This is a genomic window from Pseudomonas sp. MF6751 (assembly GCF_016613265.1).
GTDB classification, from domain to species: Bacteria; Pseudomonadota; Gammaproteobacteria; order Pseudomonadales; family Pseudomonadaceae; genus Aquipseudomonas; species Aquipseudomonas fluorescens_BV.
This window is the reverse complement of the sequence record NZ_JAENSV010000014.1, coordinates 112,781-133,139: the sequence shown is the minus strand read 5'-3', so window position 1 is coordinate 133,139 and position 20,359 is coordinate 112,781. Positions and strand designations below refer to the sequence as shown.

Here is a 20,359-nt window from a genome sequence, read left to right as displayed (position 1 = left end):
ATGGCCGTGAAAACCAGCTGGTATGAAAACGACAGCCGCTTCATCCCCGGTCACTATCAACCCGCCACGTTGATCGACCTGGGCTTGTCCCGGGACATCGACAGCCATCGCCTGCTGCGCGGCACCGGCCTGTTCCACGAAGACATCCTGGCCGGCAATGCGCGGTTGAGCCCGCAACAGTTCCTGGGTTTGATCGGCAACAGCCGCAGACTGCTGGATGCCGATGACAGCAGTTTCCTGTTTGGCCAACGCCTGCTGCCCGGCTACTACGGCGCGGCCAGTCATGCCCTGGGGCATGCACAGAACCTTCATCAGGCCCTGGATATCCTGATCCAGCAACAAGTGCTGCTCAGCCCGCTGGCCACGCTGCAACTGGAGCTGGATGAGCACCACGCCTACCTGTATTGGTTGGACAGCTGCGGCGCCGGCGAACACTGGCGCTTTCTGCTTGAAGCCAGCATGACTTCACTGGTTGCCATGAGCCAATGGCTCAGCGGCCAGCGCTTGCCGTGGGTGTGCAGCTTCAGCCATGCCGAACCTCGGTATGTCGAGCAATACTGGGTGCATCTGGGCGAACACACGCGCTTCGAACGTCCTCTGGACATGATGTGCCTCCCCCGTGAATACCTCACCCACATCTGGCCGGGCGCTTCGGCCACGGCGGGCCAGGTCGCGCGCCAGCAAGCCCTTGAACAAATCGAGCAACTGGGCTTTGCCACAAGTTTTCTGGACTGCCTCTATGCCTACCTTCGCGAACACGTGCGCCAGCCACCAAGCCTGGAACAGGCCGCGCACACCTTCGCCATGAGCCCGGCCACGCTAAAGCGCAAGTTGCAACGGCACGACACCGGTTTTCAGCAACAGGTCGACCGGGTGCGCAAGCACGTGGCGTTGCACCTGTACCAGGCCAAGGGGTGGAGTAACGAGCAAGTGGCGGCGTACCTGAGCTTCAACGATGCGGCGAATTTTCGGCGCTCGTTCAAGCGGTGGACGGGCAGCACGCCCAACCTGATCCGCCAACTGTTCAGCAGCCGCTAGCCAGGCGTTCGCGCAGGAACTCCACCAGCGCTTGCACCGGGCGTGAACTCTGGCGGTGCTGCGGGTACACCGCCGACAGGGTCAAGGCTTCAGGAGCGAAGCCCTCCAGTACCTTGACCAGACGCCCATCCTTCAAGGCCTCGCTGACAATGAACGTCGGTAGGTAGGTAACGCCCAAACCGGCTATCGCGGTATCGCGCAGCAGGTCACCGTTGTTGACGCGCATGCGCCCACTGACGCTCAACGCTTGCACCTTGCCTTTGAAACGCCATTGCACCTGACGGCCGTGGCCGTAAGGCAGGCAGTCGTGCGTGGCTAAATCCTCGGGTTTCAATGGCGTACCCCGCAGCGCCAGGTAGTCGGGGCTGGCGCAATACACCCGCTCGATAGCGGCGATCCGCCGGGCGATCAGGGTGGAGTCTTCCAGGGTGCCGATGCGCAGCACCAGGTCGTAGCCTTCGCCGATCAAGTCCACCGGGCGGTCGCTCAGGTCGACTTCAACGCAGACCTGCGGATGCTGGCGCAAGAACAACGGCAACAGGCAACCCAGGTGCGCCATGGCGAACGACAAGGGGGCACTGAGGCGAATGGTGCCGCGGGGTTCGCTGTTCTGGCCGGCGATGCCCTGCTCCACTTGCTCCACCTCACCGAGCAGGCGCAAGGCCGACTCGTAGTAACTCTGGCCCAGCGGCGTGACGTCCAGGCGCCGTGTGGAGCGGTTGAGCAGGCGTACGCCCAGGCGGTCTTCCAGTTGGATCAGGCGGCGGCTGACGAATTGCTTGGACAAGCCCAATTGCTCGGCGGCGGCAGTGAAACTGCCGGATTCCATGACCTGGCAGAACAGGCGCATGTCTTCGAAGGGGTTCATTGTCGCTTCTCAGGGGACGATAGGCTGTTTTATAGCCTGTCAGTGGTCACACCACAAACCAAAATGTGAACACAATCAAATGTGGGAGCTGGCTTGCCTGCGATGGCGGTGGTTCAGTTGAAAAATCGGTGGCTGGCATACCGCTATCGCGGGCAAGCCCGCTCCCACAGGGGATCTGTGCCAGGCGCTGATGTTGCGGGCAATACATAACCCGTGTGGGAGCCAGATTGCCAGCTCCCACAGGGTTTTGCGGTGTTTTACAGAGCAGGTTACTTGGCAGCGAACGCCGAGTAGCTGTTCATCAGGTTGCGGTAGTTGGGAATGCGCGGGGAAAGCAGGTTGGCCAGGCCTTCCATGTCGTTGCGCCAGTCCACTTGCAGCTCGCAGGCCACCGAGAACCAGTTGACCAGTTGCGCACCGGCGGCGGTCATACGCGCCCAGGCGGCTTGTTGCACGGTTTCGTTGAAAGTGCCGGAAGCGTCGGTGACCACGAAAACCTCGAAGCCTTCAGCAAGGGCGCACAGGGTCGGGAATGCCACGCACACGTCGGTCACCACACCGGCAATGATGATCTGCTTGCGGCCGGTCGCCTTGACGGCCTTGACGAAATCTTCGTTGTCCCACGCGTTGATCTGGCCAGGGCGCGGGATGTACGGCGCGTCGGGGAACAGTTCTTTGAGCTCAGGCACCAGCGGGCCGTTGGGGCCGCTTTCAAAGCTGGTGGTCAGGATGGTGGGCAGGTTGAAGAACTTCGCCACGTCGGCCAGGGCCAGCACGTTGTTCTTGAACTCGTTGGGGGAGAAATCCTGCACCAGGGAGATCAGGCCGGTCTGGTGATCAACCAACAGCACAACAGCATCGTCTTTGTTCAAGCGCTTGTAAGTCATGGGTAACTCCTTTGGGGATAGGGTGTTCTTCAAAAGGCAAAGCAGGAGCAGCCGAACGCACCCCAGAACCCCTGGAAGTCGCTGACCGGCACGCTGGAAAGGCGCGCTTTTTCATGGCTGTGGGCATGCACGCCACAAGGGCCGCTGCACTGGTGAACCTGGGCCTGCATCGGCGACGTCGGGCGCCAGTGCCCCGGCACCTTGACCACTGGCGACCAGTCGGGAAGCACCGGTACCCGTGGCGGGGCGAAATCTTCGAAGTCGCCAGCGCCGTACACGACCTTGCCGCCGACCACCGTCAGCACCGACTCGATCCATTTGATGGCTTCTTCCTCGACACTGAAAAAGTCCGCCGACAACGCGGCGACATCCGCCAGTTGGCCGACCTTGATCTGGCCTTTCTTACCCTGCTCGGAGGAGAACCAGGCGCTGCCGTGGGTGAACAACTCCAACGCGGTAAGGCGCGGCAAGCCCTCGGCGTGCAGCTCCAGGCCTCCGACGGTACGGCCGCTGACCATCCAGTACAGCGAGGTCCAAGGATTATAGCTCGACACGCGGGTGGCATCGGTGCCCGCCCCTACCGGCACGCCTTCGGCCAGCATGCGCTTGATCGGCGGTGTGGCTTCGGCGGCCTTGGCGCCGTAGCGCTCGACGAAGTATTCGCCCTGGAACGCCATGCGATCCTGGATCGCAATACCGCCACCGAGGGCACGCACGCGTTCGATGTTTTTCGGGGTGATGGTTTCGGCGTGGTCGAAGAACCACGGCAAGCCATTGAACGGAATGTCGCGGTTGACCTTCTCGAACACGTCGAGCATGCGCGAGATGGACTCGTCGTAAGTGGCATGCAGACGGAACGGCCAGCGCTGTTCCACCAGGTGGCGCACCACCGGTTCCAGTTCCTGTTCCATGGTCAGCGGCAGGTCCGGGCGGGGTTCGAGGAAGTCTTCGAAATCCGCCGCCGAGAACACCAGCATCTCGCCGGCCCCGTTATGGCGCAGGTAGTCATCGCCCTGATGCAGGGTGACGCTGCCGGTCCAGTTCTTGAAGTCGCTGAGCTCTTCCTTGGGCTTCTGGGTGAACAGGTTGTAGGCGATGCGCACCGTCAACTGTTGATCCTTGGCCAGTTGCTCGATCACCGCGTAGTCATCGGGGTAGTTCTGGAAGCCGCCGCCGGCATCGATCGCGCTGGTCAGGCCCAGGCGATTGAGTTCCCGCATGAACTGGCGGGTGGAGTTGACCTGGTATTCCAAAGGCAGTTTCGGGCCCTTGGCCAAGGTCGCATACAGGATCATCGCGTTAGGCCGCGCCACCAGCATGCCGGTAGGGTTGCCGTTGCTGTCGCGCACGATCTCACCGCCCGGCGGGTTCGGCGTGTCCTTGGTGTAGCCCGCCACCCGCAGGGCTGCGCGGTTGAGCAAGGCGCGGTCGTACAAGTGCAGCACGAACACCGGGGTGTCCGGGGCGGCCTGGTTGAGTTCTTCCAGGGTGGGCATGCGCTTTTCAGCGAACTGGAATTCGTTCCAGCCGCCCACCACGCGTACCCATTGCGGCGTGGGCGTGCGGTCCGCCTGGTCCTTGAGCATGCGCAAGGCGTCGGCCAGGGACGGCACGCCTTCCCAGCGCAGTTCAAGGTTGTAGTTCAACCCGCCACGAATCAGGTGCAAGTGCGAGTCGTTGAGGCCGGGAATTACGGTGCGGCCCTTGAGGTCGATGACCTGGGTGCCGCTGCCGCGCAGGGCCATGGCTTCGCCGTCGGTACCCACGGCGACAAAGCGCCCTTGGTGGATGGCTACGGCGGTGGCGCGTGGGTTTTCCCGGTCCACGGTGTGGAACTGGCCATTGAACAGAATCAGATCGGCGTTCATAGGGTTTCCTTTACAGAGGCTTCAAGCCAGGGAGCGAACAGGCGGGTGGCCGCCGGCATCAGCAGGTACACCACCAGCAACACGATGGTCAGGGTGACCAGGAAGGTGGAGACCACGTAATTGGACAAAAACGGGTGCAACCGCAGGATCGGCCCCCAGATAAACGGCAGCAGCAGGGTTTGCGGCAGGATCACAAACAGGCTGACCACCGCCTGCTTCCAGCGCGGCGGCTTGGCACCACCCTCGGCCTGGGGCGTGAACCAGAATTCATTGGCGGCGCCGATTTCCGTCTGGTCGCCGTCCGCCAGCATCGGCGCGGCTTCGTCGATCAGGGCCTGGCGTTGCGGGGAGCCGAGCCACAGCTCAAGGGCGCTGGTGGAGCTATAGCGCAGCACACAAGTGAACAACGCCATGCCGTTTTGCTGGCTGCGCACCACGTCAACACCAAGGTGCCCAGGGCGTTCGCCCGCGATGCGCACGATGCGGCGCAACCAGGCTTCGTACTCGACTTCAAAACCGGGTTTGACCCGGTGCTTGACGACCAGGGTGACGACTTCGTCGGGGCTGGTGTTGGTGGTTGAATCCATGGCTGAGTGCTTCCCCGGGGTATTGAGCGATGGGGAGAGTCTGGCGGCTTGGCGGCTGGGGAGAATTGGATGTATGTGCTGTTTGGCTTGTTGCAGGCAAAACTATGTGGCCCGCGCCATATGCTCCGCAATCCTGCCCCTCAGCCACCGCTCCGCTGGGTCGTTGTCATGCACCCCGCTCCACACCATCGACAACTCCGCTGCATCAATCGCAAACGGTGGGTCCTCGGCGCGCAGGCGTGTGCCCTCGGTCAACGCGCACGCGGCGTAATCGGGCACGGTGGCGATAATCTGCGTCCCCGCCAGCAACGCCCGTAACCCGCTGAACTGCGGTACCGCCAGTACCACGCGGCGCGAGCGGCCGATGCGGGCCAGGTCCAGGTCGATATTGCCGCTCAGGTCACCGGAGAACGACACCATTGCATGGGGCCTGGCGCAGTAATCATCCAGGGTCAGCGGCGCCTCGCCGTCATCGCCGCGCAGGACCTTGCAGGGGATATCGCGCAGCTTCTTGCGCTTGGCATTGGCCGGCAGGTCGGTGGTGTAGCTGACCCCCACGGAAATTTCACCGCTGGCCAGCAGCGAAGGCATCAACAGGTAATTGGCGCGGCGCACCACTACGATGATGCCCGGCGCTTCTTCGCGCAGGCGGCTGAGTAACGACGGAAACAGCCCGAATTCCGCATCATCCGACAGGCCGATGCGAAACACCGCGCAGCTGGTGGAGGGATCGAAATCCTTGGCACGGCTGACGGCGCCCGAGATGGTGTCCATGGCCGGTTGCAGCTCCTTAAGTATCGCCAGTGCACGCGCCGTGGGTTCCATGGCACGGCCGTTGCGCAGCAGCAACGGGTCGTCGAACAAATCGCGCAAGCGGCCCAATGCAGCGCTCACTGCCGGTTGGCCGATAAACAGTTTTTCGGCGACTCGGGTGAGGTTTTTCTCGAACATCAAGGCTTCGAAAATCACCAGCAGGTTCATATCGACGCGGCGCAGATCGTTGCGGTTCATGGGCGCTATCCAAACGTTTTCCAGGAGGCCAGGGAAGCATGCACTGCACGCCTGGGATTGCATAGCTGTGCTGTCTTTTCCGGCACCGCACCTGGCGAAATTAACAACGATTAACTCGTCAGCCAGGCACTCCGGCAACAAGATAAAGCGCGTCTACACTGCACCCATCCACCGGGAACGTTCCCATCGACTGCGGATATTTGTCATGGCCCGACTCGAGCAATATGCCCCCCGGTTGCCCGCCACCGGTGGCCTGTGCCCCCGGCGTGAGCGCATCGCCAAGCAACTGATCCTCGCCAACCTCGGCGAAAGCCTGGCGATCGCCGACCTGGCCCAGGCCTGCGCCTTGTCGCGCAGCCATTTTTCCCGCGCCTTCAAGTGCACCACCGGGCTGTCGCCCCAGGAATGGATTCGCCAGCAACGCATCCAGCGCGCCAAGGAACTGATTACCGGCTCGTCCCTGAGCCTCACCCAGATCAGCCTGGAATGTGGCTTTTGCGACCAGGCGCACTTCTGCCATATGTTCACCCGCAGCGAAGGCGTCAACCCGATGACCTGGCGAAATCACCACTCGCGCAGCAAACCTGATGTGATCGCTGCCTAGTGGTCTGCACGTACCTGGAATATGCTGGCCGCTCCCTTCCTCCAGAACCTGGGCAGCCATGAATGACTTGAGCGACCAGGCCGTGCATTTCGGCCCCTACCGCATCCACCCGCGCCAGCGCCTGGTGCTGGAGGCCGGCCGCCCGCTACGCCTGGGGCGGCGGGCGGTGGACATTCTGCTGATCCTGCTGGAGCACGCCGGCAATGTGGTGAGCAAACAGGAGTTGATCGCACGGGTCTGGCCCAAAAGCGTGGTGGAAGACGGCAACCTGCGGGTGCACATGGCTGCGTTGCGCAAGGCGCTGGGCGACGGCCAGGCCGGGCAGCGCTATATCGTCACGGTCGCCCAGCGCGGCTACAGTTTTGTTGCGCCACTGAGCATCGAACCCATGACGCTGCCCACCGACGGTGCGCCCCAACGCCCCAGCCATAACCTGCCCCTGCGCCGCACGCGCATGATCGGCCGCCAAGCGCTGATCGACGCCCTGGTACAACAACTGCCGCAGCAACGCTTTATCACCCTGACCGGCGCCGGTGGCATCGGCAAGACCACCGTCGCCCTGCGCGTCGCGGAATTGCTGATCGGGCATTACCGCGACGGTATTCACCTGCTGGACCTGGCGCCGCTCAGTGCCGCGTCCATGATCCTACCCAACCTGGCCGCCCTGCTCGGCCTGACACCGGGCGAGAATGCCTCCCTGGCCAGCCTCGCCCGCAGCCTGCAGGCACGCCAGATGCTGCTGGTGATCGACAACTGCGAGCACCTGCTCGACGACATCGCCCTGATCAGTGAAACCCTGCTGCGCCATGCACCGCACCTGCACATCCTCACCACCAGCCGCGAAGCCCTGCGCGCCGAAGGTGAATATGTGCAGCGCCTTGAACCGCTGGCCTGCCCGCCCGCCACCGGCAACCGCGCCCAGGCCCTGGGTTACCCGGCCATGCAATTGCTGATCGAGCGCGCCATGTCCCACCAGGAGAGCTTTGCCCTCAGCGACGCTGAACTGCCCCTGGCGATTGATATCTGCCAGCGCCTGGACGGCATTCCCCTGGCGATCGAACTGGTGGCCGCGCAAATTGAACGGTTTGGCTTGCCGGGCCTGCTGGTGCAGATGGAAGACAACTTTCGCCTGCTGACCCGCGGCCGACGCAGCGCCCTGCCCCGCCAGCAGACCCTGCGCGCCACGCTCGACTGGAGCTTTGACCTGCTCACCGACTGCGAACAAATCTGCCTGCGCCGCCTGGCGGTCTTCCGTGGCGGCTTCAGCCTGGTCAGCGCAGCGGCGGTGATCGCCGGGGAGCAAGTGGCTCCCGCCGAAGTGCTGGGCTCCATTACGCAACTGGTGGCCAAGTCGTTGTTGAACGTGGAAGCAAGCGATGACGAGATGGTCTATCGCCTGCTGGACATCACCCGCACCTACGCCCTGGAAAAGCTCAGCCAGGCCTGCGAACTGCATGCCACGCGAGAGCGCCACGCTGCACGCTGCCTGGCGCTGATGGAACAGGCCCAGGGCGACTGGGACCTGATCGCCACACAGCCGTGGATCGACCGTTACGCACCGCTGCGCGAAGACGTGCGCGCCGCCCTCGACTGGGGCTTTGCCGATGGCGGTGCGCAGTTACTGGCTATCCGCCTGACGGTCAGCGCGATGCCACTGTGGCAAGAGTTGTCGTTGCTGCGTGAGCACGGCGGCTATGTGGACCAGGCGCTGGCGCTGATCGGCCAGGTCACCGCGCCCTGCACGCAATTGACCCTGCAACTGCAATTGGCCCTGGGCAGCCTCTCCTACCACGCCATGGGCGCCGCACCTCGGACCATTGCGGCATTCGAGGGTGCCGCACGCCTGGCCGAGACAACCCAGGACCTTGGCGGCCAGTTGCGGGCGGTCTCCGGGCTGATGGCGGTGAACCTGTGCGCCGGGCGCTACGGCCCAGCGCAGGCGCTGAGTGTACAGTTCGAACGCCTCGACCCACGCACCGAGCCGTTGCTGGACCTTAGCGCGCAGCGGTTGCGTGCGCTGGGCCAGCATTACACCGGCAACCAGACGCTCGCCCGGCACCACGCCGAGCAGGTGCTGCAGCGCATGTCCCAAAGCGGTCACGTGAACCGCTTTGCCCTCGGCGTTGGCGTGCAGTACGACCAGGGCGTCGCCTCCTTGACCGTGCTGGCGCGAATCCTGTGGTTGCAGGGCTTTCCCGAGCGCGCCTGGCGCACCGCCAGTCAGGCGCTGGAGTTGGCGCTACAGATCAACCACGGCACCTCGATCTGCTACACCCTGGCCCTGGCTGGGGTGGTGATCGCCCGCTACAACGGCGCCGAAGACGACGCCCAAGCCCTGCAAAGGCTGCTGCTGGAGCAGTCGCACAAGCATTCGGTGCAGTTGTTCCAGACCTGGGCCGGGCATTACGCCGGTATTCTTGGCCATCCGGATTGGCAGGGCCTGGGCCTGATCCAAGACACCTTGATCACCTTCGGCACCCATGCCGTGGATGTGCCAACCCTGGAACGCGCGCGCAGTGGCGCGGCGGGCTGGTGCGCCCCGGAGATTCTGCGGGTGTACGCCTTGCAGCTAGAGGATGAGCACACCACTGAAACCCTGCTGCTGGAGGCGCTGGGCCTGGCGCACCAGCAAGGCGCCCTGGCCTGGGAGCTGCGCTGCGGCGCAGCCCTGGCGCAACTGTGGCAACAGCAGGGGCGCATTCAGCTCGCCAGGGACTTGCTCGGTTCAATCCATGCACGTTTCAGCGAGGGCTTCGCCACTCAGGATCTACTGCACGTGCGCTGCCTGCTCGACGAGTTGCAGGACAAACGGCCGGCCTGAGAACGCGCCCAGGCAAGGCGCGTAGCCTTGCTGCAAACGCGCGACCTGGCGCGGGTCGCGCAGTTGCCCCAGGGCGTAGCTGCGCACACAGTTGAGCAACCGATAGCGCGCCGGGCCCAGGCCGGGCTCGACGCTCAGCAGCGAGACGTTGACCAGGCGTGCCAGCAGGTAAGAAAGATCGGCATGTTCGAGCTCGGTACCGGTCACCAGGTCACTCAGGGTGGGTAAGGTGACTGCCATCTTGAACAGACTCAATTGCAGAAACAGCCAGCACTCCGGCAGGCTCAAGCGCTCGTAGCTCCAATCCAGGGCCGCGGTCAGTGAGCGATGGCGCTCCACTGCCGTGCGGCGCCCGCGGGCCAGCACTTGCAAGCCTGTGCGTACTTGCATCTGCACACCGCCGATGCCCAACGCATCCACCTGGGCGGCCGCCAATTCCAGGGCCAACGGCAGGCCGTCCAGACGCCGACACAGGTCGCCCAGCGGCGCCAGGTCCTGAGGCCGCAAATCAAACCCCTGCTGATTGGCACGCGCGCGCGCCACGAACAGTTGCACCGCAGGACAGGCCATCGCCTGCTCGACATTGGCCAACGCCTTTGGCGACGGCACTTCCAGCCGAGGCACGCGCACTGCCCACTCGCCAGGGGCCAGCAAGGCTTCGCGGCTGGTGATCAGCACGCTGATGCCCGGCGCCGTCTCGCGTAGCGCACGCATCAGTTGTCGACACGCGCCCAGCAGCAGGTCAGCGCCGTCGAGTACCAGCAACACGTGGCGCGAGGCCAGGCGCCGGCCCAGTTCGTTGAGGCTCGCGGGCGTCGAATGCAACTGCAACACCCTGGCCAGGCTACCGAGCAGTTCGCTCGGGGTTTGCACAACGGCCATGTCGACCCACCATACGCCGTCGCGATAACGCGGCAATACCCGCTCGGTCAGGGCCAGGGCCAGCGTGCTCTTGCCAATGCCGGCCACGCCGGTGAGGGTCAATAAGCGCTGCACAGGCAACCGTCGCGCCAGCACGCCCACCAGTTCATCACGCCCCCACACCGGGCTGAGCCGTGCAGCCAGGTTGTGCTGAGGCAGCAGCGTCGGCAGCGCGTCCTGCGCAGGCGCAGCGAAGCAGTAACCGCGCTGGGGGTGATTGAGGATCCAGCGTTGGCCGTCCAGGGCACGACGCAGCGCGGCGATGTGCACGCGCAGGTTGCTGTCTTCAACGACGCTGTTGGGCCACACCCGTTCGATCAAGGTCGCCTTGCTGACGAAGTGCCCGGGCGCTTCGAGCAGTACCGCGAGAATATCCAAGGCTCGCCCACCCAGTGGCACCGGCCAGCCCGCCTTGCTGACCAGGCGCTGCTGCCGATGAAAGATGTAGGGGCCAAAGCTCACCGCCGTAGCATTTTGCATGTCCGTCACAGCGCTGAAACACCCGTGCTTGAGTGCCTGCGCATCCTTTTTCCATGGGCTCGACGCTATCTTGCCAGTTGGCGATGACAGGACAATGCTGGCACGGGGAGCGATACGGACAATCGGGTGCCTGAGACGGACATGGTGTCGCTAACTGAACTGTTGTCGGTATTGGGTCGGGTTCAGCCCGAGCTTTTCGCTGAACAGAAAGCGCATATGCCGCACGCTGCCAAAGCCTGCGTGGAAGGCCACGGTCTTGAGCGGCAGGTCGGTGGTTTCCAGCAGGTGCCGGGCCCGGTCGATGCGCGCGCCCTGCAGGAACGCCATGGGCGTCATCTGCACCTCCTTGGCGAACAGCCGCGCGAAGTGGCGTGCGCTCATTCCGGCCAACTCAGCCATGGACTCGATGGTAAAGGGTTGATCCAGATGCGCCAGGACGTGGTTCTGCACGCGGGTGATCGGAGTTTCCTGAGGCGCCACGGCCGCGGTCATCGGGCTGAACTGGGCCTGGCCGCCCTGGCGTTTCATCACCACCAGCAGCACCTTGGCCACGTCCACCGCCACCTGCTTGCCGTGGTCCTGGGCAACGACCGACAGGGCCAGGTCGATACCCGCAGTGACGCCGCCAGAGGTGATCAGGCGCCCGTCCTGCAAATAGATGCGATCGGTCTCGACGATGGCGTTGGGAAACGCCTTGATCAACCGCTCGGTGTAGTGCCAATGGGTGGTCACGCGGTGCCCGTCGAGCAAACCTGCGTGGCCGAGCACAAAAGCGCCGGTGCAGATCGAGCCAAAACGCCGAGCCCGTGACGCCGCGGCTTTGAGCCAGGGCAACAACGCGGGGTGGCATTCGTTATAGGCGCCGGGGCCGCCCGGCACCAACAGCAGGTCATAAGCCGCCTGGGCCTGGTTCAACAGCAGGTCGGTCTGCACGCTCACACCATTGGAGGCCTGCAACGGGCCGGGCTCAGTGCCGATGGTCAGGATCTGGTAGTGGTCGGCCGCTGGCAGGTAGCGGTTGGCAATCGAAAACACTTCCAGCGGCCCGGCCATGTCGAGCAGCAGGAAGTCCGGGAACAGCGCCATGGCCACGGTTTTCATAAGCGGGAAATGTCCATCGAGAAGGAGTGCGACGGGCATTATGGCACGACCTTAACTGTCAACTTGAAAGAGACAGTTATTCTATTTTCATCTTCTTAATCAATCATTCGTTAACCATTAACCTTCTTCTCAACGCAAGCGCTCTGCATCTCGCAGCCCGCGCTCACTTGAGGACTGGACCATGCTGACCCTTCGCAAAGCTTCCGAACGCGGCGCCGCCAATCACGGTTGGTTGAAGTCGTTCCACACCTTTTCTTTCGCCAACTACTGGAACCCCAAGGAACAGGGTTTTTCCGACCTGCTGGTGATCAACGACGACCGCGTCGCCGCAGGAAAAGGCTTCGGCCAGCACCCGCACCGCGACATGGAGATCTTCTCCTACGTGCTCGAAGGCGCGCTGGAACACAAGGACACCCTGGGCACCGGCTCGGTGATCCGCCCCGGCGATGTGCAACTGATGAGCGCGGGCAGCGGCGTAGCCCACAGTGAGTTCAACCACAGCCAGCGGCTTGGCGTGCACTTCCTGCAAATCTGGATCGTGCCCAACGAAGCCGGCGCCAAACCGCGCTATCAGCAGGAGCACTTCACAGAAGCGCAAAAACGTGGGCGCTTGCAGTTGATCATCTCGCCGGAGGGCGCCAACGGTTCGCTGAAAGTGCGCCAGGACGCACGGGTGTATGCCGGGCTGTTCGACGCTGACGAAAGTGCCCGCCTGGAGCTGGCACCGGATCGCTACGCCTACATCCATGTGGCACGCGGCAGCGTTGAACTCAACGGCCAGCGCTTGCAGGAAGGCGACGGTGTACGGGTACGTGACGAACGCCAGATCCGCCTGAGCCACGGCGAAGACGCTGAAGTACTGGTGTTTGACCTGCGCCCCAACGAACTGCCGCAAATGCCATGACGGCCGCAGTGATGGTCCTGCCAGCAGGACCATCGTTGGCATCGATAGTCACCATCAGCGCAATGAAGTTCTCTAAAAAAATGCAACGCGTAACATCAAACCCATGCCAAACGGCACCCAACTAAAACACTCGGAGCACATCATCATGAAACGCCAACTCTTGCTTAGCCTCGCTTTCTCGGTACTCGCTGCAAACGCTTTTGCCCACCCGGTTGTCGCTGAAGGCGGCGCGGATCGCCTGATAGAAACCCGTGTTGCCGAAGGTGGCGCGGATCGTCTGCAAGAACGTGGTTTGGCTGAAGGCGGTGCTGATCGCTTGCAGGAACGTGGCCTGGCTGAAGGTGGTGCCGATCGTCTGCAGGAACGTGGCCTGGCTGAAGGTGGTGCCGATCGCCTGCAGGAACGTGGCCTGGCTGAAGGTGGTGCCGAGCGTCTGCAGGAACGTGGCCTGGCTGAAGGCGGTGCTGATCGTCTGCAGGAACGTGGTCTGGCTGAAGGTGGTGCCGAGCGTCTGCAGGAACGTGGTCTGGCTGAAGGTGGTGCCGAGCGTCTGCTGAGCACCCACGTATAACCCCGCACTGTTGGCGGGACACCCCAAACCGGCCTGATCAGCCGGTTTTTTTTCGTCTTCGATTTGCCTGGGTATCCACACGATGTCGACTGAAGCGCTAAGCCGTTCCTCAACCCGGCAACGGGATTACCCGCAGCGGCCGTACCGACTTGTAGGAAAAACTCGAATAGATCTCCTTGACGCAAGGCAAGGTCTGCAAGACCTCTCGGGCAAACTCACCGAACGATTCCAGGTCCTTGGCCACTACTTCCAGCAAAAAATCATAGCGCCCAGAGACGTTATGGCACGCCACAATTTCTGGGATGGCCAACAGACGTTGCTCGAACGCCCGGGCAATTTCCTGGGTGTGGCTTTCCATCATGATGCTGACAAACGCGGTCACCCCGTAGCCCAGTGCCTTGGGCGAGAGAATCGCCTGGTAGCCACTGATCACCCCACTTTCTTCCAGGGTGCGCACCCGACGCCAGCACGGTGAAGTGGTGAGCGCCACCCGCTCGGCCAACTCGGCCACGGTCAGGCGGGCATTGCCCTGCAACGCGTTCAAAAGGGCTTTATCGGTGCGGTCCAGCTTGATGGGCATAACGTGCCTCTAATCATTATTTTTATCGGTGTTTGATCCACAAACGCAGGTTTTTCCGGGCTTTTTTGCAAGGTTCATCCGTGGTTATGAGCATAGCATTGTAGGAAATAAGGAGCGCCCGACATGCACAATAAACACACCACATTCGGCTTTTCCACCCGTGCCATACACCACGGCTATGACCCCCAGGACCACCACGGCGCACTCGTCCCGCCGATCTATCTGTCTGCGACCTTCGCCTTTCCCACCGTCGAATACGGCGCCGCCTGCTTTGCCGGCGAAGCCAGCGGCCACTTCTATACGCGCATTTCCAACCCGACCCTGGCCCTGCTGGAGTCACGCATGGCCAGCCTGGAAAACGGCGAGGCCGCCGTGGCGTTCAGCTCCGGCATGGGCGCGATTGCCGCGACGTTCTGGACCCTGTTGCGCCCGGGCGACGAGATCATCGTCAGCCAGACGCTCTATGGTTGTACGTTCGCCCTGCTGCACCACGGCCTGAGCGAATTCGGCATCAAGGTGCGGCATGTCGACCTGACCGACCTCACCGCCCTGCAAGCAGCGTTCTCCCCGGCCACCCGCATGCTCTACTGCGAGACCCCGGCCAACCCCAACCTGCGCCTGATCGACATCGCCGCCGTGGCCGAACTGGCCCATCAGCAGCCAAATGTCACCGTGGTGGTCGATAACACCTATTGCACTCCCTACCTGCAACGCCCCCTGGAACTGGGTGCCGATGTGGTGGTGCACTCGGCCACCAAATACCTCAGTGGCCACGGCGACATCACCGCAGGCATCGCGGTGAGCAACCAGGCCCTGGCGCAGCGCATTCGCCTGCAAGGGCTCAAGGACCTGACCGGCGCGGTGATGTCGCCCCAGGACGCCGCATTGCTGATGCGCGGCCTCAAGACCCTGGGCCTGCGCATGGACCGCCATTGCAGCAACGCCCAAGCGGTGGCCGAGGCGCTGCAGGCGCACCCTGCGGTGCAGTGGGTAACCTACCCCGGTCTGCGCTCTTTCCCACAATACGAACTGGCATGCCGGCAAATGAAACTGCCCGGCGGCATGATCGCCTTTGAACTCAAGGGCGGCATCGAAACCGGTCAGCGCTTCATGAACGCACTGCAACTGTTCACCCGCGCAGTCAGCCTGGGGGATGCCGAATCACTGGCCCAACACCCGGCGAGCATGACCCACTCCACCTACACGCCCGAACAACGGGCGCAGCACGGTATCAGCGAGGGCCTGGTGCGTTTGTCGGTGGGGCTTGAAGACGTTGCCGACCTGCTGGCCGATATCCAACAGGCCCTGGCCAAGTGCAGCGCTGCCAACCTGCGGCCCATTGCGACAGCGGCGTATGCGATGAAATAGCGTCCAACCCCCATGGGTCATGCGGTGCCTGGGCGGCGGTCGGAAGGATCCGACTGCCGCTCTGCCTGTTTAATGTTCTTTTTTCGCAGATTGGATCCCCCTCCTTTAGCCAGCCTGTACTAGCATGTCAGCGGCGGGACGCACTATCACTGCAGGTTATTCACATTAGTTACCTTCTTAACCCCCGTCGCTATAAGGCCCAATACCTGCACGAAACTCATGGACGAATTGATGAACTCACACCTGTTCCCACAGATAGGCAAGGTCATCGCCAGCACCGGCAGCCGCCATTTCCCACGCATGCTGCATGACCTTATCCTCACCCAATTGGCAGTGGACGCCACCCATATCACCCAATTGCAAGTCAGCCGCGAAGGCCTTGGCCGCCGCAAGATCAGCCCGGTGTACACCGATTCGGTGGCGGCCCTGGGCAGCGAGCAACTGGCCGCACAACTGCACCTCACGCGCCGCAAGGACGATGTGCGCTATGTACTGTCGGTATATCGCTCGCACCCGTCCGACAGCTTTTCCGCGCAAGAACGCAGCATGCTCCAGGACTTCTCCACACTGTTGCTGCCCATGGTGGAAAAACACATCACCGCGCTGCAGCCATCGCTCCCGGACAGCCCGTGCGCAGTGCCTCAACCCCAGGGCATCGACACCTTGCGCCGACGCATCCAGGAGCGCCTGCTGCAATCGGGGCTGACCTTGTCCAACCGTGAACTGGAAGTGTGCGTAGGCCTGCTGGCCGGGCGCACCGCGCCGGAGTTGGCCGAGCAACTGGCGTTGAAGGTCAACACCATCGAGAGCTACCTCAAGCGTGCGGCGATTAAGTTGGGGATCAGCGGGCGGCACTCGTTGTTGCGGTGGATGTACTCGACCGAGTCTGACACGGCCCTATAACCCAAGCCTAAATCCCATGTGGGAGCTGGCTTGCCTGCGATAGCCATAGGTATCTACATAACTCTGTTAGCTCAACGGTAACCACGATGCGACGCGAGCCGCTCTTGATCTTGATCTGCTTTTGATCTTAGGCGCCCCGTTAAACCACGCTGGCGGATTACGGGCACACCGAGCCTAAGCGAGGTGCCGAGTGGTGGGGCAAGAGCGCTTTGCTTACTTTTGTCTGGGCCGGCATTCCGGCTTTTCGAAAGTGAGCCGCCGTCAGGGCGGAACCCTAAGTGGCCGTTACCGCAGGAATGGATATGTACACGGTCCAACTGTGTTGACTGTCAGGCCGTCTTCGCAGGCAAGCCAGCTCCCACATTGGATCGCGGGGCATCAGTTATATCTGTTTCGGCTGCCAGGCCGTCACGGGAGCAAGCTCCCTCGCCACAGATTTAGCGTCGTGCCGAAGTTGTGTAGATACCTATGCTGCGATAGCGGTGGGTCAGCAACTCTGGGGAGGCTGTCACGCCGCTATCGCAGGCAAGCCAGCTCCCACAGGTTTGAGCGCCGTTGGGTAGTCCGGATCAGTCCCGGGCCAGTGCCTCTATCGGGTCCAACCGCGCCGCATTCCGCGCCGGTACAAAACCAAACACAATGCCGATCAACGTCGAACAGGCAAACGCGGTAATGATCGAGCCCACCGAAAACACCATCTCCCACTCCTTCACAAACAGCGAAAACAGGTAGCCGATGGCGTAGGACAACGAGATCCCGATGATCCCGCCGATCAGGCACACCATCACCGCCTCCACCAGAAACTGCTGGCGAATATCCGATTGCCGCGCCCCCACCGCCATGCGAATCCCGATTTCACGGGTGCGCTCGGTGACCGACACCAGCATGATATTCATCACACCAATACCGCCCACCAGCAAAGAAATCACCGCAATCAACGACAGCAACAGCGCGAGGGAGCGGCTGGTTTTCTGCACCGTCTGCATGATGCTGTCGAGGTTGTTGGTGAAGAAATCCTTGGTGCCGTGGCGTTGCAGCATGAGCTTATTGACGTTGTCTTCCACCACCTTGCTCGGCTGGCCGTCCTTGATGCGCACGGTGATGCTGTCCAGATGACGCTGGCCCAGCAGACGGCCCGCCGCGGTTTCGTATGGCACCCACACGTTCAGGGCCTTGCTGGCGGCGAACATGTTTTTATTGTCCGCCGTCACCCCGATCACCGTGCACGGCAGGTTGCCTATCAGGATCACCTGGCCCAGCGGGTCGATGTTGGGCCCGAACAGGCGCTGGCGAGTATTGTGGTCGATCACCACCACCTGGGCCTGGCGCCGCGCATCGCTTTCGCTGAAGGCAATGCCGGCTTCAAGCTTGAGGCCCTTGACCTTGAAGTAGCGGTCACTGACACCATTGACCTGTGCATCCACGTCGATGTTGCCAAAGCGCAGCATCAGGTTGCGGCCCACCACCGGCGTGGCGCTGTCGACGTAATACAGCTGGTTCAGCGCGTCCACATCCGAGGGCATCAGCGTCTGGATCGCCGAGGCTCGACTGTCGCCAAAGCTGGTGCCGGAAAAGATATCGATGGTGTTGCTGCCGATCGCCTGGATGTCCTTGAGCACATAGCGCTTGGCGCCTTCGCCGATGGCCGAAATCGACACCACCGAGGTGATGCCGATGACAATCCCGAGCATGGTCAGCAAGGTGCGCATGCGGTGGGAGATCAGCGCCACCCACGCCATGTTGAACGCTTCCTTGAACAGCCCCAGGCTCGCCACCAGGCGCCGCGCCCCGCTGCGTCGGGGCTCGACCGGCGCCTCGACGGGCAATTCCAGGCCAACGCTGTCGTTGGCCTTGTCGCTGATGATCTCGCCATCACACACCTCGACAATGCGCTGGGCGTTCGCCGCGACCTTGGGGTCGTGGGTGACGATAATCACCGTGTGCCCCGCCGCGTGCAGTTCGGCGAGGATGCGCATCACCTCCTTGCCGCTGTGGGTGTCGAGGGCGCCGGTGGGTTCGTCGGCCAGGATCACTTCACCGCCATTCATCAAGGCCCGCGCAATACTCACCCGCTGCTGTTGCCCGCCAGACAGTTGGCTGGGCCGATGGCTGGTGTGGCCCGACAGGCCCAGGCGTGCCAGCAATTCCCCGGCGCGGCTATGGCGCTGGCTTTGCGGGGTGCCGGCGTAGATCGCCGGCATCTCCACGTTGTGCAAAGCGCTCAGGTGCGCGAGCAAATGGTAACGCTGGAAGATAAACCCGAAGTAATCGCGCCGCAGCTCTGCCAGTTGCTCATCGCCCAGGGAGCGGGTTTCGATGCCATTGATCTTGTAGCTGCCGGCGGTAGCGTAATCCAGGCCACCGAGGATGTTCATCAGGGTCGATTTACCCGAACCGGAGGCGCCGATAATCGCCAGCATTTCCCCGGCATGGATGGTCAGGTCGATGCCCTTGAGCGCGATGAATTCACGCTCGCCGGCCATGAAGCTGCGGGTGATGCCCTTGAGTTCCAACAGAGGCTGGGTCATGACTCAACTCCCCGCCACGGCAGGTGTAGCATCGCCGATCACCACGGTGTCGCCCTCGGCCAGGCCGTCAAGGATCTGCACCTTGACGTTGTTATTGATACCGGTCTTCACCGTGCGGGCGACCGCCTTGCCCTTGGCATCCAGCACCCGCACTTCGTAGCGGCCATCGGCATTGCGCACGCCCAGCGCCGCCACGGGCACCATCAGCGCGGCCTGGGCGGTGTCGAGCACGATGCGCACCTGGGCGGTCATGGCGATGCGCAGGCGGTGCTCTGGGTTGGGCACGTCGAACAAAGCGTTGTAAAACACCGCGGTGTTTTGCTTCGGCGTACCGGCGGTCTGGGTTTCCAGGAAATTCTGCGGCGCCGGCTCGGTGCCGCGCAGCTTGGCGTAATAGCGCTTGTCCGCCTCGCCGAGGATGGTGAAGTACACCTGCTGGCCGGGGCTGATATGAATCACATCCGCTTCCGACACTTGGGCCTTGACGGTCATGGTGTCCAGGTCTGCCAGCTTGAGCAGCACGGGCGCCAACTGGCTGGCAATCACGGTCTGGCCTTCCTGGGTGACGATGCCCACCACGTCGCCGTCGATGGGAGCGTTGATGCGGGTATAGGCCAGGTTGACCTTGGCGGTGTCGATCTGGATGTGCGCGCTTTTGATCTGCGCGTCCAGGGACAGCAGGTTGGCCTGCTGCACCTGGTAGGTCGATTCGGCGTCTTCGAAATCCTGGCGTGACACCGACTCATCGGCCTGCAAGCCTTTGTAGCGCTCATATACAGACCTGGCCTGCTTGAGCTGCGCGGCTGTCGCCCGGCGTTGGGCCTGGAGGTTTTCTTCATCGACCTGGGCTTTGCGCAGGGTGTTCTGCAGGATCAAGGGGTCGATTTCGGCCAGCCATTGGCCCTTCTTTACCTTGTCGCCAACTTTGACTTTCAGCGACTTGAGCTGGCCAGAGACCTGGGCACCGACGTCGACTTGTTTGACGCCTTCGAGCAGGCCGGTGGCCAATACCGCGTTTTCGATATCGCCGCGTTCGGCGGTCGCGGTGAGGTATTGGGGGGCGTCGGCGGGGGCGTTTACGGTGTAGATGGCCAGGCCGATTGCGACGGCCACTGAAGCCAGAATGCCGATTTTGCGGAGTTTAGACGTTTGCATGGTTGGCTTCTTGATTGAGTACAAATATGGTTGCGCGCTGACGCTGGCCTGGGTAAAGACCTGACAGCCGACCCCTGTCTACCTGACATCCCTCGGTCCAAATGTGGGAGCTGGCTTGCCTGCGATGGCGGCCTTCTGGTCGACCATTTAGTTGGGTTGGAATG

Annotated in this window: 17 protein-coding genes; 7 read left to right on the top strand and 10 right to left on the bottom strand. The window is 62.6% G+C overall.

Features of this window, described 5'->3' with window-relative positions:
* Nucleotides 1-1,038: an AraC family transcriptional regulator gene (locus JJD66_RS14225; protein WP_200648421.1), complete on the top strand. Its 1,038-nt coding sequence runs from the start codon at nucleotides 1-3 to the stop codon at nucleotides 1,036-1,038.
* On the opposite strand, the gene JJD66_RS14220 is transcribed toward JJD66_RS14225, so the two are convergent.
* The 5 genes from JJD66_RS14220 to JJD66_RS14200 all read right to left on the bottom strand — a co-directional run bounded on the left by JJD66_RS14220 (nucleotide 1,025) and on the right by JJD66_RS14200 (nucleotide 6,259).
* Nucleotides 1,025-1,906 carry a LysR family transcriptional regulator gene (locus JJD66_RS14220; protein WP_200648420.1) on the bottom strand — a complete coding sequence of 294 codons (882 nt, stop codon included), beginning with the start codon at nucleotides 1,904-1,906 and terminating at the stop codon, nucleotides 1,025-1,027. The two genes, JJD66_RS14225 and JJD66_RS14220, sit on opposite strands and share 14 nt — an antisense overlap.
* 269 nt (nucleotides 1,907-2,175) lie before the next feature.
* Entirely contained in the window at nucleotides 2,176-2,793 is a 618-nt protein-coding gene (ycaC, locus tag JJD66_RS14215; protein ID WP_105227108.1) for an isochorismate family cysteine hydrolase YcaC, read from the bottom strand.
* A gap of 29 nt (nucleotides 2,794-2,822) precedes the next feature.
* Nucleotides 2,823-4,661, bottom strand: a complete 1,839-nt coding sequence (locus tag JJD66_RS14210; RefSeq protein WP_057974876.1) for an amidohydrolase — start codon at nucleotides 4,659-4,661, stop codon at nucleotides 2,823-2,825.
* Entirely contained in the window at nucleotides 4,658-5,248 is a 591-nt protein-coding gene (locus JJD66_RS14205; RefSeq protein WP_072448821.1) for an antibiotic biosynthesis monooxygenase, read from the bottom strand. Before JJD66_RS14205 ends, JJD66_RS14210 begins: the two co-directional genes overlap by 4 nt.
* Nucleotides 5,249-5,350: 102 nt before the next feature.
* Nucleotides 5,351-6,259 (bottom strand): LysR family transcriptional regulator, encoded by a 909-nt coding sequence (locus JJD66_RS14200; protein WP_003191909.1) that lies wholly within the window; start codon nucleotides 6,257-6,259, stop codon nucleotides 5,351-5,353.
* A gap of 205 nt (nucleotides 6,260-6,464) precedes the next feature.
* Between JJD66_RS14200 and JJD66_RS14195 the strand changes: the two genes are divergently transcribed.
* Entirely contained in the window at nucleotides 6,465-6,863 is a 399-nt protein-coding gene (locus JJD66_RS14195) for a helix-turn-helix domain-containing protein (RefSeq protein WP_003191911.1), read from the top strand.
* Nucleotides 6,864-6,921: 58 nt separating this feature from the next.
* Nucleotides 6,922-9,684: an ATP-binding protein gene (locus tag JJD66_RS14190; RefSeq protein WP_105227111.1), complete on the top strand. Its 2,763-nt coding sequence runs from the start codon at nucleotides 6,922-6,924 to the stop codon at nucleotides 9,682-9,684.
* Here JJD66_RS14190 and JJD66_RS14185 read toward each other — a convergent pair.
* Together JJD66_RS14185 and JJD66_RS14180 are read right to left on the bottom strand one after the other, a co-directional pair.
* Nucleotides 9,631-11,085 (bottom strand): winged helix-turn-helix domain-containing protein, encoded by a 1,455-nt coding sequence (locus tag JJD66_RS14185; protein WP_200648419.1) that lies wholly within the window; start codon nucleotides 11,083-11,085, stop codon nucleotides 9,631-9,633. The genes JJD66_RS14190 and JJD66_RS14185 overlap by 54 nt on opposite strands.
* Nucleotides 11,086-11,235: 150 nt before the next feature.
* Complete coding sequence (locus JJD66_RS14180; protein WP_200648431.1) at nucleotides 11,236-12,186, bottom strand: GlxA family transcriptional regulator; 951 nt, start codon at nucleotides 12,184-12,186, stop codon at nucleotides 11,236-11,238.
* Nucleotides 12,187-12,367: 181 nt separating this feature from the next.
* Here JJD66_RS14180 and JJD66_RS14175 point away from each other — a divergent pair, with 181 nt between their 5' ends.
* Together JJD66_RS14175 and JJD66_RS28070 are read left to right on the top strand one after the other, a co-directional pair.
* On the top strand, nucleotides 12,368-13,090 hold the full coding sequence (locus tag JJD66_RS14175) for a pirin family protein (RefSeq protein ID WP_198715401.1): 723 nt from the start codon (nucleotides 12,368-12,370) through the stop codon (nucleotides 13,088-13,090).
* A 145-nt stretch (nucleotides 13,091-13,235) separates the two neighbouring features.
* Nucleotides 13,236-13,661 (top strand): hypothetical protein, encoded by a 426-nt coding sequence (locus tag JJD66_RS28070; protein WP_234452234.1) that lies wholly within the window; start codon nucleotides 13,236-13,238, stop codon nucleotides 13,659-13,661.
* A gap of 109 nt (nucleotides 13,662-13,770) precedes the next feature.
* Here JJD66_RS28070 and JJD66_RS14165 read toward each other — a convergent pair whose 3' ends face one another.
* Nucleotides 13,771-14,241 (bottom strand): Lrp/AsnC family transcriptional regulator, encoded by a 471-nt coding sequence (locus JJD66_RS14165; RefSeq protein WP_014718112.1) that lies wholly within the window; start codon nucleotides 14,239-14,241, stop codon nucleotides 13,771-13,773.
* Nucleotides 14,242-14,364: 123 nt separating this feature from the next.
* On the opposite strand from JJD66_RS14165, the gene JJD66_RS14160 reads away from it, so the two are divergent.
* Both JJD66_RS14160 and JJD66_RS14155 read left to right on the top strand, forming a co-directional pair.
* Entirely contained in the window at nucleotides 14,365-15,609 is a 1,245-nt protein-coding gene (locus JJD66_RS14160) for a methionine gamma-lyase (protein WP_200648417.1), read from the top strand.
* Between the two features lie 231 nt (nucleotides 15,610-15,840).
* On the top strand, nucleotides 15,841-16,512 hold the full coding sequence (locus tag JJD66_RS14155; protein ID WP_177430936.1) for a helix-turn-helix transcriptional regulator: 672 nt from the start codon (nucleotides 15,841-15,843) through the stop codon (nucleotides 16,510-16,512).
* 569 nt (nucleotides 16,513-17,081) lie between these two features.
* On the opposite strand, the gene JJD66_RS14150 is transcribed toward JJD66_RS14155, so the two are convergent.
* A complete protein-coding gene (locus tag JJD66_RS14150; protein WP_034127385.1) occupies nucleotides 17,082-19,040 on the bottom strand; it encodes a MacB family efflux pump subunit in 1,959 nt (652 codons plus the stop codon).
* A 3-nt stretch (nucleotides 19,041-19,043) separates the two neighbouring features.
* Entirely contained in the window at nucleotides 19,044-20,195 is a 1,152-nt protein-coding gene (gene macA, locus JJD66_RS14145) for a macrolide transporter subunit MacA (RefSeq protein ID WP_105227117.1), read from the bottom strand.
* Nucleotides 20,196-20,359: the final 164 nt, after the last annotated feature.